The 12,814-nt window shown below is 66.5% G+C and carries 12 protein-coding genes and 1 pseudogene; 4 read left to right on the top strand and 9 right to left on the bottom strand.

The annotated features are described in order from the left end of the window. Positions 1-125: 125 nt before the first annotated feature. Both EET10_RS16360 and EET10_RS16355 read left to right on the top strand, forming a co-directional pair. Positions 126-608 (top strand): membrane protein, encoded by a 483-nt coding sequence (locus tag EET10_RS16360; RefSeq protein ID WP_036406899.1) that lies wholly within the window; start codon positions 126-128, stop codon positions 606-608. Beyond that, a complete protein-coding gene (locus EET10_RS16355; RefSeq protein WP_036406901.1) occupies positions 605-1,975 on the top strand; it encodes an FAD-containing oxidoreductase in 1,371 nt (456 codons plus the stop codon). The genes EET10_RS16360 and EET10_RS16355 overlap by 4 nt, the downstream gene beginning before the upstream one ends. On the opposite strand, the gene EET10_RS16350 is transcribed toward EET10_RS16355, so the two are convergent. Together EET10_RS16350 and EET10_RS16345 are read right to left on the bottom strand one after the other, a co-directional pair. Then, positions 1,972-2,799 (bottom strand): thioesterase family protein, encoded by an 828-nt coding sequence (locus EET10_RS16350; RefSeq protein WP_063467962.1) that lies wholly within the window; start codon positions 2,797-2,799, stop codon positions 1,972-1,974. The genes EET10_RS16355 and EET10_RS16350 overlap by 4 nt on opposite strands. Further along, complete coding sequence (locus EET10_RS16345; protein ID WP_036406904.1) at positions 2,796-3,665, bottom strand: RecB family exonuclease; 870 nt, start codon at positions 3,663-3,665, stop codon at positions 2,796-2,798. Before EET10_RS16345 ends, EET10_RS16350 begins: the two co-directional genes overlap by 4 nt. Positions 3,666-3,738: 73 nt before the next feature. Between EET10_RS16345 and trmI the strand changes: the two genes are divergently transcribed. After that, positions 3,739-4,581, top strand: coding sequence for a tRNA (adenine(58)-N(1))-methyltransferase TrmI (gene trmI, locus EET10_RS16340; protein WP_036406906.1), 843 nt, complete (start codon positions 3,739-3,741; stop codon positions 4,579-4,581). A gap of 17 nt (positions 4,582-4,598) precedes the next feature. On the opposite strand, the gene EET10_RS16335 is transcribed toward trmI, so the two are convergent. Both EET10_RS16335 and lppK read right to left on the bottom strand, forming a co-directional pair. Then, positions 4,599-4,892 carry a DUF503 domain-containing protein gene (locus tag EET10_RS16335; RefSeq protein ID WP_036406909.1) on the bottom strand — a complete coding sequence of 98 codons (294 nt, stop codon included), beginning with the start codon at positions 4,890-4,892 and terminating at the stop codon, positions 4,599-4,601. 8 nt (positions 4,893-4,900) lie between these two features. Next, on the bottom strand, positions 4,901-5,530 hold the full coding sequence (lppK, locus tag EET10_RS16330) for a lipoprotein LppK (RefSeq protein WP_167480186.1): 630 nt from the start codon (positions 5,528-5,530) through the stop codon (positions 4,901-4,903). 294 nt (positions 5,531-5,824) lie between these two features. On the opposite strand from lppK, the gene arc reads away from it, so the two are divergent. After that, on the top strand, positions 5,825-7,654 hold the full coding sequence (arc, locus tag EET10_RS16325) for a proteasome ATPase (protein WP_063467964.1): 1,830 nt from the start codon (positions 5,825-5,827) through the stop codon (positions 7,652-7,654). Between the two features lie 4 nt (positions 7,655-7,658). Here arc and EET10_RS16320 read toward each other — a convergent pair whose 3' ends face one another. From EET10_RS16320 to EET10_RS16305, 5 genes and pseudogenes are all read right to left on the bottom strand, one after another. Further along, positions 7,659-8,303 (bottom strand): hypothetical protein, encoded by a 645-nt coding sequence (locus tag EET10_RS16320; protein ID WP_051490765.1) that lies wholly within the window; start codon positions 8,301-8,303, stop codon positions 7,659-7,661. Between the two features lie 9 nt (positions 8,304-8,312). Beyond that, the gene (locus EET10_RS16315; protein ID WP_063467965.1) at positions 8,313-9,503 is read right to left on the bottom strand and encodes a hypothetical protein; all 1,191 of its coding nucleotides are present in this window, start codon (positions 9,501-9,503) and stop codon (positions 8,313-8,315) included. 78 nt (positions 9,504-9,581) lie between these two features. Continuing rightward, on the bottom strand, positions 9,582-9,932 hold the full coding sequence (locus EET10_RS30935) for a DUF2314 domain-containing protein (RefSeq protein WP_246013647.1): 351 nt from the start codon (positions 9,930-9,932) through the stop codon (positions 9,582-9,584). A 475-nt stretch (positions 9,933-10,407) separates the two neighbouring features. Beyond that, positions 10,408-10,761 carry a hypothetical protein gene (locus tag EET10_RS30930; protein WP_246013646.1) on the bottom strand — a complete coding sequence of 118 codons (354 nt, stop codon included), beginning with the start codon at positions 10,759-10,761 and terminating at the stop codon, positions 10,408-10,410. Positions 10,762-10,868: 107 nt separating this feature from the next. Beyond that, positions 10,869-12,307 (bottom strand): annotated as a pseudogene (locus EET10_RS16305) (ISNCY family transposase). Between the last annotated feature and the right edge of the window lie 507 nt (positions 12,308-12,814).

Here is a 12,814-nt window from a genome sequence, read left to right as displayed (position 1 = left end):
TCGCGGTAACACCCGGTAGGACGGTTGCTGTGTTAGCGTCCGCGGTGGACTGATTGCCCGTGGTCATCCATGGGCGGTCTCCGTATCGTCGCCAGGCTGTTCTTCTGTCCCCGGAAGGGATCGCTGTGACGCACGTACTCGTCCTCGTCTTGGCTTTGTTGATCGGTGTGGTCGCCGGGTTGCGATCGGTGACCGCTCCCGCGGCAGTCTCCTGGGCCGCTTTCCTCGGCTGGATCAACCTCAACGGCACCTGGGCATCGTGGGTGGGCAACATCGTGACGGTGGTGACCCTCAGTGTTCTTGCGGTCGCCGAACTGGTCAACGACAAGCTCCCCAAGACACCGCCGCGTACCGCCGCGCCGGTGTTTGCGGTGCGGATCATCCTGGGCGGGTTTGCCGGCGCGGTGATCGGCACTGCCTGGGGTTACAAGTTCGGCGGACTCGGTGCCGGGGTTGTCGGAGCGGTGCTGGGCACGTTGGGCGGCTATCACGCGCGCCGACGATTGGTGGCCGCCGGCGGCGGCCGTGACCTGCCGATCGCACTGCTCGAGGATTCGGTGGCCGTCTTGGGCGGATTCGCCATCGTGGCATCGGCGGCCGCGCTATGACGCGGCGATTCGACTCGATCATCGTCGGCGCCGGCCAGGCCGGTCCGCCACTGGCGGGCCGGCTGACCGCTGCGGGTGAGCAGGTCGCCGTCGTGGAGCGCAAGCTGATCGGCGGCACCTGCGTCAACAACGGCTGCATCCCGACCAAAACGCTGGTGGCCAGTGCCCACGCGGCCCACGTGGCCCGTCGCGGCGCCGAATACGGGATCGGCACCGGACCGGTCAGCGTGGACATGGCCAAAGTCAAGGCACGCAAGGACGCCGTCATGCTCAACGACCGCAAGGGCGTCGAGGACTGGCTGGAAAGCATGGACGGCTGCACCGTAATCCGCGACCACGCCCGGTTCGAGGATCCGCACACCTTGCGGGTCGGTGATGAGCTGCTGCACGCCGACCGGTTCTTCCTCAATGTCGGTGGCCGGGCGGTCGCGCCCAGCATCCCCGGGCTTTCCGACGTCGACTACCTCACCAACGTCTCCATCCTCGAACTCGACACGCTGCCGCAGCATCTCGTGATCGTCGGCGGCAGCTACATCGCGCTCGAGTTCGCCCAGATGTATCGCCGCTTCGGAGCCCAGGTCACCGTCGTGGAGCGCGGCCCACGGCTGGCGTCCAGGGAGGACGAGGATGTCTCGGCGAGCATTAGAGAGATCCTCGAAGCCGAGGGAATCGGTGTCGTCGTCAACGCTGATGACGTGCGAATTGCAAAGAACAGCAACGGCTTCGAGCTGACACCGAGTGCTGGTGCCACGCCGCTTCACGGTAGCCACCTGCTGATGGCAGTGGGACGGCAACCCAACACCGACGACCTGGGTCTTGAAGCGGCCGGTGTGCAGACCGACGCGCGCGGCTACATCACCGTCGACGATCAGCTCAAGACCAATGTCGACCACATCTGGGCGCTGGGTGACTGTAATGGCAAGGGCGCCTTCACCCATACGTCGTACAACGATTTCGAGATCGTGGCCGCCAACCTGCTCGATGACGACCCGCGTCGGGTCAGCGACCGCATCCTCACCTACGCCCTCTATATTGATCCGCCGCTGGGGCGCGCCGGAATGACCGTCGCTCAGGTTCGCGCGTCGGGCCGCAAGGCGCTGGTCGGCAAGCTACCGATGACCAAGGTCGGCAGAGCCGTGGAAAAGGGTGAGACGCAGGGGTTTATGAAGATCGTGGTGGATGCCGACACCCACGAGATCCTCGGCGCGGCCATCCTCGGCGTCGGTGGCGACGAGGTCATTCATGCCATTTTGGACGTCATGTCCGCCAAAGCGCCCTACACCACGCTGTCGCGCACGATGCACATCCATCCCACGGTCAGCGAGCTCGTTCCCACGATGCTGCAGGAGATGGAGCCGCTCGGCTAGCGGCGGGTCGCCACCATCGGATCAGCTGGGCACCGGCGCTGGACGAGGAGCGTCTGGGCCGAGGTGCCGAGGAAGCCGGTCTTGTCGTAGACCTCAGCGGTGGTCACACCCACGCCGTCGGGGCCGACCGATGCGCGAGCGCGCAGCGCGAAATCGTCACCGGCTGGAAGTCGATGCAGGTGCACCACGGTGTCGGTGTTCATGAAAACGAACCGATTCGGGTCCAGGACCGCACCGACACCGTTGGCGCAGTCCACCACGGCCGCAAGCCGCTGCAGCGCCGTAGTGGGGTCGGTGTCGACGATGTGAGCCGTTGGGGTGAACCAGGACACGGCGCCCGATTGCCCGTCGGACTGTTGGGGGCGCCAGTTGATCGCATCGAAATAGCCGCCGGCGTCGGCGAAGACGGCCGGAAGGGCCTCGGCGGATGCTTCCACCACCGGCGGATACCGCTCTGATGCGACGTCGGCGGTGTCACTGACCGCCATCAGCCATGCCGTCACCCGGGCCACCGCCCGGGTGGATCCGTCCGCGCGATCGGCGCGCAGCTCGGCGACCGTCAGGCAGACCCGCGACCCCGGGCGTTCTACCCAGGCCCTGGCCCGCACCGGGGCCACCGGGATCGCTCCGAGAATGTCGAGGCCCAGCCTGCCGATCCGCAGCCCCGAGTCCGCGGACAACTCTTCGATCAGCTTGGTCAGAAGCGCCAACGGGGGTGAGCCATGCTGGATTTCGGGATTCCAGTTGCTTCGCGTGTAGTCGCTGGAGTCGAAGACCTGGTATTCACCGTCGCCGCCGAGGCGACGGTAGAAGCAACCGTTCATGCCGCCGGTTCGCTCGGGCGCGAAACGGTATCGGCGCTCGGATGATTCGGCCAACCGGGGTATCGCGGCGGCGTTCCGCCGAAGGCCGGGCAATGCGCCTGGTGCGGACACCAATCGCACAGCCGGGACGGATTCGGACGGAAATCTCCTGACTTGCCCGCGGATTGGATCGCACGCCAGATCGCCATCAACGTCTTCTCGAAACGCAGCAGCTCGTCACGGTCCGGCGAGTAGTCCAGCACCTGGCCGTCGGCCAGGTAGATCAGGCGCAGCCGGGCGGGCAGCACGCCACGCGACCGAAACAGCGCCACCCCGTAGAACTTCATCTGGAACAGTGCCTTGAACTCGGCCAGCGCTCGTGCGGCCGGCGGCGCCTTACCCGTCTTGTAGTCGACCACCCGCAACTCGCCGGTGGCGGCGACGTCGATCCGGTCGATATAGCCGCGCAACAGCGTGCCGTCGGCCAGCTCCACCTCCACGCGGTGCTCGCAACATTGCGGGTCGAACCGTGTCGGGTCCTCCAGCCGGTAGTACCCCGACAGCAAGGCGCGTGCCTCGTCGAGCAGTTCCTGTGGTCGCAGGCCACCGGCCAGGTCGGGCTCGCCGGCGATCACCTGCTCCCAGGCCGACTCGACCAGCGACCGCGCGGTCTCCGGGACGCGCTGCACCGCGGGCAGTGCGTAGAGCTGTTCGAGTGCGGCGTGCACGACCGATCCGCGTAGCTGTGGCGCCGATGGGGCCTCGGGTAGCCGGTCGATCGCCCGGAACCGGTACAGCAGCGGGCATTGCTTGAAGTCGGCCGCGCGCGACGGTGACAGCGCCGGCCGGATCCCCAGATCCGCGCGGGGTGTTAGCTGGTCCGTCATGCTCGCAGCCTAAGACCGGGCGCTGACAACCCCGGACATCGGTGACGGCGAGTCGGCTGGCACGCTAGACGGCGTGCCAGCAACCGGTCCCTTCACCGCCGGCGAACGCGTTCAGCTGACCGACGCCAAGGGCCGCCACTACACGATGGTGCTCACCGCGGGCAACGAGTTCCACACCCACCGCGGATCGATCGCTCACGATGCGGTGATCGGGCTGCAGCAGGGCAGCGTGGTCAAATCCAGCAACGGTGCCCCGTTTCTGGTGCTGCGTCCGCTGCTGGTCGACTACGTGATGTCGATGCCGCGTGGGCCACAGGTGATCTACCCCAAAGACGCCGCGCAGATCGTCCATGAGGGCGACATCTTTCCGGGCGCCCGGGTGCTCGAAGCCGGCGCCGGGTCCGGCGCGCTGACCCTGTCGTTGTTGCGGGCGGTCGGGCCCGAGGGTCGGGTGATCTCCTACGAGCAGCGCGCCGACCATGCCGAGCACGCCTGTCGCAACGTGACGAATTTCTATGGTGGGGCTCCGCAGAACTGGCGCCTGATCGTCGGCGACGTCGCCGACTCCGACCTGCCCGACGGCTCGCTCGACCGGGCCGTGCTGGACATGCTGGCGCCCTGGGAGGTGCTGGACGCGGTGTCGCGGCTGGTGTCGGCCGGCGGGGTGCTGGTGATCTACGTGGCCACCGTCACCCAACTTTCGACGGTCGTGGAGGCGCTGCGGGCCCAACAACTTTGGACCGAACCACGATCGTGGGAGACGCTGCAGCGCGGCTGGAACGTCGTCGGGCTGGCCGTGCGGCCGCAACATTCGATGCGCGGCCACACCGCATTCCTGGTGGCCGCACGCCGACTGGCTCCCGGAGCCGTCGCGCCGGCACCGCTTGGCCGCAAGCGCCCGGGACGTGACGGTTAGTCTCGCCAGTCGTCGTGCTAATCGTCACTGCGGTGCAGACCCCGGCGCACCGACAGCAACTCCAACTCGGGGTGTGCGGCGACCAACCGTTCGGCCGCGTCGAGGACGTCGACGGCGTGACTGCGGTCGCCTGACACCGTGGCCACTCCGATGCCGGCGCGACGGTAGAGATCTCGCGAGCCCGTCTCGGCGGCGGACACGCTGAACTTGCGCTGCAGTTCGGCGACAACGGGACGAACCACCGACCGCTTTTGTTTCAGTGACCGCACGTCGCCCAGCAGCACGTCGAATTCGAGCCAGCCGATCCACATCTGCGCGCTCAGCCGGACGGCGCCGGCGACGGCGGGTTGGGTTCCGGTGCCGGGACTGGGTTGGGTTCCGGTGCCGGGGCGGGGTTTGGTTCCGGGGCCGGCGCGGGGCCGGGAGCCGGCGACGAGGCTCGAGAACTGCTGAGGGCCAACAGCATCTCCGCGGTTCGCCGCGATAGCTGCCAACCACCCTGGGTGGGTTTGAATTCCATCGGGAAGGTGAATTCGTGATCGTCGGGTTTGGCCGTGGTGACGACGATGGTGGCCGTCACGTTGGTCGGGTCCACGTCCGACGACGTGATGTTGCTCGCCGCGAAACTCAGTGGCAGGTAGCCGCCGTCTCGGGCAGCGGTGGTGAACCGGTCCAGGGCGGCGGCCGTCTGCGGAGTTGCGTCCTCGACGAGGCTTGTCTTGGCGGCTCCGGCGACCGCCGGGTCGGCTAGCCGGGACAACACCTCGACCAAGGCCTCGGGGGAAGGCAGGGAGGCGGCCGGCCTCGGCGCCACCGGGGTGGACGTGGCGGGGGGTACCGACGGGACAGAAGACCTCGCGGACTCGTGCCGCGAACATCCCGAGAGCTGCGCCGCCACGATGGCGACGACGCTCACGGCGATGCAGGCTCTGCGGAGGTGGCGATGCATCCAGCGGCTGGCCCGGCTATCGGCGGTACACGGCGGGTCGCGTTGAGGAGACCGACACTGCAACCGATGTCACACTGTCGGCTGCGGCACCGCTGCGGGCGCCGGCCGCACTGGCTGTGGCGAGGGATTTCACGGTCGCGGCGCTCCTTTCGATCGGGCCGAGTGGAAGCCGAGATTACCAGCGCGAAACAATTTGTTATTTCCGGCGGCATTTGGTTCCGCACATGAACTGGCGATGGCCGGTAGCGTTGAGGTATCCGCCGCACCGCTCCCGGTGCGGGAAAGGAGGGCAACATGGCTGAATCAGAGCGTTCTGAAGCATTCGGGACACCCCGCGATATGCCCCTGCCCAGCACCGATGCTGCCGAACTGGAACAGTTGCGGCGTGAAGCCGCGCTACTGCGCGAGCAACTGGAGAACGCGCTCGCGCACCAGAACCCGTCGCGACCCGCCCGCGATGTGCATCAGCTCGAAGCCCGTATCGACTCTCTTGCCGCGCGCAATTCGAAATTAATGGAAACTCTTAAAGAAGCCCGCCAGCAATTGCTGGCGCTGCGTGAGGAGGTCGACCGGCTGGGGCAGCCGCCCAGCGGCTACGGCGTGCTGCTGGCCACCCACGACGACGACACCGTCGACGTCTTCACATCGGGTCGCAAGATGCGCCTGACATGCTCTCCGAACATCGATGCCAACTCCCTCAAGAAGGGCCAAACGGTCCGGCTCAACGAAGCGTTGACCGTCGTCGAGGCGGGCAGGTTCGAATCGGTAGGCGAGATTTCGACGTTGCGTGAGATCCTCGCCGATGGTCACCGGGCACTGGTGGTCGGCCACGCCGACGAGGAACGCATCGTGTGGCTGGCCGAACCGTTGGTCGCCGAGGACCTGCCCGACGGAATTCCCGACGCTCTCAACGACGACACCCGGCCGCGCAAGCTGCGGCCCGGCGACTCGCTGCTGGTCGACACCAAAGCGGGATACGCCTTCGAGCGCATTCCCAAGGCCGAGGTCGAGGACCTGGTGCTGGAAGAGGTGCCGGACGTCAGCTACGAGGACATCGGCGGCTTGACTCGCCAGATCGAGCAGATCCGCGATGCGGTGGAACTACCCTTCCTACACAAGGAGTTGTACCGCGAGTACGCGCTGCGCCCGCCCAAGGGTGTGTTGCTGTACGGCCCGCCCGGCTGCGGTAAGACCTTGATCGCCAAGGCGGTGGCCAACTCGCTGGCCAAGAAGATGGCCGAGGTTCGCGGTGACGACGCCCGCGAGGCCAAGTCCTACTTCCTCAACATCAAGGGCCCCGAGTTGCTGAACAAGTTCGTCGGCGAGACCGAGCGCCACATCCGGCTGATCTTCCAGCGGGCCCGGGAGAAGGCCTCCGAAGGCACGCCGGTGATCGTGTTCTTCGATGAGATGGATTCGATCTTCCGCACCCGCGGTACCGGTGTGTCCTCTGATGTCGAGACGACGGTGGTTCCGCAGCTGCTGAGCGAGATCGACGGGGTGGAAGGGCTGGAGAACGTCATCGTGATCGGCGCCTCCAACCGGGAGGACATGATCGACCCGGCGATCCTGCGGCCCGGACGCCTGGACGTGAAGATCAAGATCGAGCGTCCGGATGCCGAAGCGGCGCAAGACATCTTCTCGAAGTACCTGACCGAGGCGCTGCCGCTGCACGCCGACGACCTCGCCGAGTTCGGCGGCGACCGCACCGTCTGCATCAAGGCGATGATCGAGAAAGTCGTCGAGCGGATGTACGCCGAGATCGACGACAACCGGTTCCTGGAGGTCACCTACGCCAACGGTGACAAGGAAGTCATGTACTTCAAGGACTTCAACTCCGGGGCGATGATCCAAAACGTTGTCGACCGGGCCAAGAAGAACGCGATCAAGTCGGTGCTCGAGACGGGCCAACCGGGGCTGCGGATCCAGCATTTGCTCGACTCGATCGTCGACGAGTTCGCCGAGAACGAGGACCTGCCCAACACCACCAACCCCGATGACTGGGCGCGGATTTCGGGCAAGAAGGGCGAGCGGATCGTCTACATCCGCACCCTGGTCACCGGCAAGTCGTCGAGCGCCAGCCGCGCCATCGACACCGAGTCGAACCTGGGCCAGTACCTGTAACGGTTCAGGCCATCACCAGCGAATAGCTGTTGGCGAGGTCGTCCTGCAGGACGCGGGCGGCGCGGGCGGTGGTGTCGATCCGCAGCTCGTCGGTAAGCCTGCGCGGCTGATAGGCCCACCCGCTGGGCAGGTTCAGCCGGTCCGCCAGCTTGGCCAGGTCGGCTCGGGACAGGGTGGGGTCGACCACCTGACTCCACGTCTGCATGACCCAGCGCTGCCCTTCGGGGTCGCGCAATTCGTAGATCTCTTCGCCGGCGTTGAAGATGAAGACGGTATTACGGCTGACCTGGTTGACGGTATACGGCGCCGGGTTCATCGACGACAACAAGACCGTGGCCTGCCGGAGCATCTCGATCCCGCCGAAGCTCTTGATCACCGGCGGACCCTGGGGCGCTTTTTCGATGGCGTTCATCAGCCAGTAGCGCGGACCGTTGAGCAACGCGGCCGCGGCACCGTGTTCGGTAGCGATCGCCTTCGGGTCGAGTGCCGACCATAGCTCGGCGGGACAGTCGTTGAGCGGGAAGCTGTTGTAGACGGTCGCTTGCGGACCTGCCTCGCCCGGGGTGACCAGAAGTACTTCGCCGTAACGCTTCCCGGACAGGTCGGCCGGTGGTTCCGGTCCGACTGCTCCGTCTTCGGTGATGGACATCAGGCGAAGTTAATCACTGTGGTCAGCGGCGTCAACACGAGGGGAGTAGCCGGTGATGCTGGCGTGATACCGGTTGCGGGCGATCAGGGTGGCATGCAGATCGTCGATCAGCGGGTCGACGAAGGTGGTGCGGTATTCGGCGTCGTCGACCGCGCGAGCGCTGATGTACATGAAGGTCAGCGCGCCCAGGAACAGGCACATGTGGATCAGCGAATCGGGCACCGGAAACGTCAGTCCCAACACGGTCGAGCTGCTGGGCGCGCCGCGGGTCCATTCGTCGAGCAGCGCCGAACTCAGCACGATCAGCCCGAGCATCACGTAGATCACTGCGGTCAGCAGTGCCACCACCATGATCTGCACCAGCTGCGAGACGGCCAGCACGAAGACCATGTTGACGCGTTCGGCCCTGGTCAGCGGGGGGCTGCCCGCAGAATCGGGCAGCGTCGCAAACGGTGTGAGCGCCAGCCGTTCACAGTCTCTGGGCAGCGCTGCGGGTGACTGCAGCATGGGCCGGACCCGCTCCCTGGTGGTGGAGACGACGAATGCGGCGGCGATGCTGAGCAGAAACGCAATGGCCAGTCCGAGTCGCTCGGCGCCGATCGTCGCGGCCATGAGCCAGACGTTGCCGTTGAAGAACACCAACGTGGTCAGCAGGACGACCGGCAGCGCCCGCACTGCCAGGGCGCCGATCGTCGCAAACTGCGAGACGGTGATACGCAACGCCCATCCGACTACCGACCCGACACCACTGGCGGTCAGAAGCAACACCAGTGCCGTGAAGATCGCTGCATCCGGAAGGCGCGACAGGTCCGTTTCGACGACGATCACGACGCCCACGACGCTAACCGCTACGGTGGCTGCGATCGCACGCTTGCGGCTGTCCGAAATCCGGGACACCCGCCAGCCGACCCCCACAATCAGAACGGGGGCTAGTGCGATGAGCGTGAGAAGCACCCACTCTTGGGGTGTGGGGTTGTCGTCGATGACGACATCTTCGCCGTGGGTGATGAGCATGACCGGCAGAGTCCAACAGTGCAATGCTGCGTAGCCCGCCAGCGTGGGCGCCGACCGCGACCACAGCCGTCGCAATCGGGACCGCTTGGTCAGCACAGTCGGTAACCCGCGCTGCAAGAACCAGCTTTCAGCCGCGGTAGTCGCCCGCAGCGGGCGTGCCGGCGTCCGGCGCGGGGAGAGTTTCATGCCGGCTCACCCTAGTCCTCAAATAAGCGAGCCGGAGCCGTCGCGCCGGGTGCGGTGGCGACGAGCATCCACCGAGGCCTAATTCAGCCGGCTGCAGATCAGTCTCTCGGTCTCGTTTCCGTCGATCACGCCGTCGCTCCGCTTGTGCATGTAGTCAAAGACTGTCGATTCGGCGACCTCGACGGTCTGGCCCGCATGCAGGTCCAGGCTGCTGGCCGGTTCGTTGACGAGGAACCCGGTAATCGCGTCATCGGTCCAGCTCGAGACCTCGACCCACATCCACTCCCGTACTCCGTCCGCGGCGTCGAACGGGGCCTTCAGTAGCAGGAATCCACCGGGTGCCAGCCCGTTGTTGAATAGCGCGCGCAACGCCGGCAGCTTGCTTCTGGCCCGTTGGCTGGCGGCGTTGAGTGCATCGTCATGCATCATCGGGACGACCGGTGACCCGGCGCCGAATACCGCGGCCAGCACCGCATGCCGCCGAGCGTGAACATCCTCGCCGGACCCGCGATCAAAGGTGGGTTCGAGGAGCCGGTTATCGGGATCACCGGCTTCGGGCGTCCCGACCTTCAGGGTGAGCGGCGCATTCCCGCTACCAGCGGAACCAATACGGCGGCCGTCGAGATCAAACTCTCCGCGACGTTCGACGACCGATCCGTCGGTGATCGCCTGACAGAACGCACTGACCAGATCCCCGACCTGCTAGCTGGCCGACCGCGGCAGCTGGTTCACCACGACGTCGGGCAGTCCGAATTTCGCCATGCCCAGCGTGACCACCCGCATGTGGCCGTCGGTCTGGTAGGCGTGAATCACGGTGTGGTCGCTGATCTCCGGCGTCGGATCGGCCCATCGGTCGATGCGCAGTTCGGTCCATGCCGCGGGGGTGAAAACTTCCCGTGTCTCGTTATCCCAGATGAGGCCCGCCGGTGCCGGCCGCCAGTTCAGCGGTTAGCCGCAGCGCCGTATGCAGGCGGCTCAGAGCCTGCTCCCTGGGGTAGCCGAAGTTGAGGATCAGTGCGGCCTGGGTGGCTTGCAGCGCCGCCGTCTGCTGCGGGCTTACCCCGCGACCGAACAGTTGCACAAAATCGGGACTCGGGGGTGGACAGTCGTGGTGCGGAGCGACGGAGATCCAGGCGTTCACGGTGGGTTCTTTTTCGTCTCCGCTGAGATAATCAGCGTGGTGGAATTCGCTGAATTCGCTGGCCAGCAGCGTATCCAAGGTGGCGGCCAGATCAGCCGCGATCGAGGGAAAGGCCACACTTATGCCCTATCAGCTACTTCGACCTGAAAAACCCGCGTGTGTGGTGAGCGGCTGTGTCGGGTGGTTCCCGGTTTGGGGCATGAATGTGGCTTGGGCGCTGTCGATCAGGCGGCGAGGGCGCTGATCTTGACCAGGTTGTGGGCCAAGACGCCGCGCCCGGTCCAGATGCGGGCTCCCTCGGTGGTGTCGATGCGGATGCGGTCCCAGCCGTAGCCACGCTTGAGGGTGATGCGGCCTTCGCTTCCGGTGCGCCACTTGATTGTTCGTCGGAACGCGGGCCGGTGCTCTTGGGCTCGCCGAGCCTGGGAGGGTTTGCCTTTGCGGGGAATCACCACGTTCTTCACACCCAGGTCGGCCAGCTCGCGATCGACGGCGGCTTCCCCGTAGCCGCGGTCGGCGGTGACGGTGCCCGGTGTGCGCCCCGCGCGTGTGGTGACCCGTTTCACCGCGGGCGCCAGTTGCGGGGCGTCGGGCGGATTGCCCTGCTCGACAGTGTGATCGAGCACGATCCCGTCACCGTTGTCGACGACCTGGGCTTTATAGCCGAACTCAACCGGTTTGCCCAGGCAGCCCTTGGCGATCGGGCGGGCATCGCCGTCGTGCAGGCTGACCCGCCGGGTCGCCCCGTCGGGGGTATGCCCGGCGATGCGCAGCCGGGTCTGCGCCACGATCTGTCGGGTCGCATCCAGCAGTTTGGCCAGGTCGTTGACCGCGCGCACCAGCCGGCCGCGCCGCCGGCCCGCCGCCGCGTCGTGCTCACCGCGGGCGGCCAGTTCGGCGGCCTTGGCCTTGGCCCGGCGCACCGCCCGCTTGGCGTTGACCAGCAGCCGCTGGGCCTCGCGTGCTGCGGTGTCGGCCAGCTCGGCCAACTCACCGGTGCAGCTCAGCACCGCGGCCTTGGCCTCGTCGCGGCCCAGCGCGACGCGGGAGCGCAGTTTCGAGGCGATCGCGTGCGCGCGCTTACCCGCCGCGCGCGAGCGGTCCCGCAGCCGGGTTCCCACCGCGCCGCCAGCGGCCTGGATCCGCTTACCGGTCGCCGCGATCCGCCGTACCGCCTTGCCCAGCAGACTCGAGTCGGTGGGAGAGGAGACATTCGCCGGCACCACCGTGGTATCCACCCGTAGCCGGTCGGTGCGCAGCAGTTTGGCCTGCACCGCCTGGCCAACAGCGTCTCGTTGAGCCCATCGATCGCGGCGCTGCCGCACCGGGTGGTCAACTTCATCAATGTCGTCGGGTGCGCGGCACCAACCCGTCCAGCGGGATCCGGCAGAACACCCGCCAGGTGATCGAGTCCGACACCTCCCGGCACAGCGACTCATAACCCAGCCGGTAGCGGAACTTCAAAAACATCAACCGCAGATAGGTCTTCATCGGCGTCGACGGCCGACCCATCCGCGGGTCGAAGAACGCCACGGACGGGGCGAAGAACGCCGCGTCGTCCAACAACGCGTCCACCCGCGCCAACTCCTCGGGCAGCCGCCGCACCTGCTCGGGCAGGATCGATTCCCACAACGAGCACTGATCCACCTACAGTACGAAACACGATGGCCCCAATCCCTTCTCGCATAAGGGCTTGAGGCCATCTTCCCAGCTCAGTAGCGTGAACCCGCGATTCAGCGCGCCCACTTTTTCAGATCGAAGTAGCTATGCTAATCTGCTCGGCTTGGAGCGGCCCCGCGGGAATCAAGTCAGCGCCGGGCTGTGCGTCCTGAAATGGGTCGGGGTTCACAGCGGGTCCCCGCACCTCGTCCGGCGGCGGCTCAGCGCCTCGGGAACCAGCAAAGGCCACAGCCGTTTTGGCGTCAACGCGGACACTCCGAAGTTTGGGGTGCACATGGTCGGGGCGGGTCGGGGCGACCGTACCAATCGGCAACTGTATGCGCCAGTCGATCAATGCGAGCGCTCGCGATCGACTCGCCGCAGGGGGCTGGCCAGCAGAATGTCGCCAGCCCGCCGTTGGCCCCGATTGCCCGCCTCGCCCCCTTGCCGCTTCGCGGCTGGGAGGTTTCCCCACAACGGCCCGCTACGTGGGCCGCATCGTCGCACGGCC

It is taken from the genome of Mycobacterium pseudokansasii, assembly GCF_900566075.1.
Taxonomy (GTDB): domain Bacteria; phylum Actinomycetota; class Actinomycetes; order Mycobacteriales; family Mycobacteriaceae; genus Mycobacterium; species Mycobacterium pseudokansasii.
The sequence above is the reverse complement of the archived record's forward strand: the minus strand, read 5'-3'. Positions and strand labels throughout refer to the sequence as shown.

Coding starts and splice junctions, on each gene's coding strand:
- EET10_RS16355 (WP_036406901.1), top strand. CDS start 605: ATGACGCGGCGATTCGACTCGATCATCGTCGGCGCCGGCCAGGCCGGT.
- EET10_RS16350 (WP_063467962.1), bottom strand. CDS start 2,799: ATGAACGGTTGCTTCTACCGTCGCCTCGGCGGCGACGGTGAATACCAG.
- EET10_RS16345 (WP_036406904.1), bottom strand. CDS start 3,665: ATGACGGACCAGCTAACACCCCGCGCGGATCTGGGGATCCGGCCGGCG.
- EET10_RS16335 (WP_036406909.1), bottom strand. CDS start 4,892: ATGTGGATCGGCTGGCTCGAATTCGACGTGCTGCTGGGCGACGTGCGG.
- lppK (WP_167480186.1), bottom strand. CDS start 5,530: ATGCATCGCCACCTCCGCAGAGCCTGCATCGCCGTGAGCGTCGTCGCC.
- arc (WP_063467964.1), top strand. CDS start 5,825: ATGGCTGAATCAGAGCGTTCTGAAGCATTCGGGACACCCCGCGATATG.
- EET10_RS16320 (WP_051490765.1), bottom strand. CDS start 8,303: ATGTCCATCACCGAAGACGGAGCAGTCGGACCGGAACCACCGGCCGAC.
- EET10_RS16315 (WP_063467965.1), bottom strand. CDS start 9,503: ATGAAACTCTCCCCGCGCCGGACGCCGGCACGCCCGCTGCGGGCGACT.
- EET10_RS30935 (WP_246013647.1), bottom strand. CDS start 9,932: ATGATGCATGACGATGCACTCAACGCCGCCAGCCAACGGGCCAGAAGC.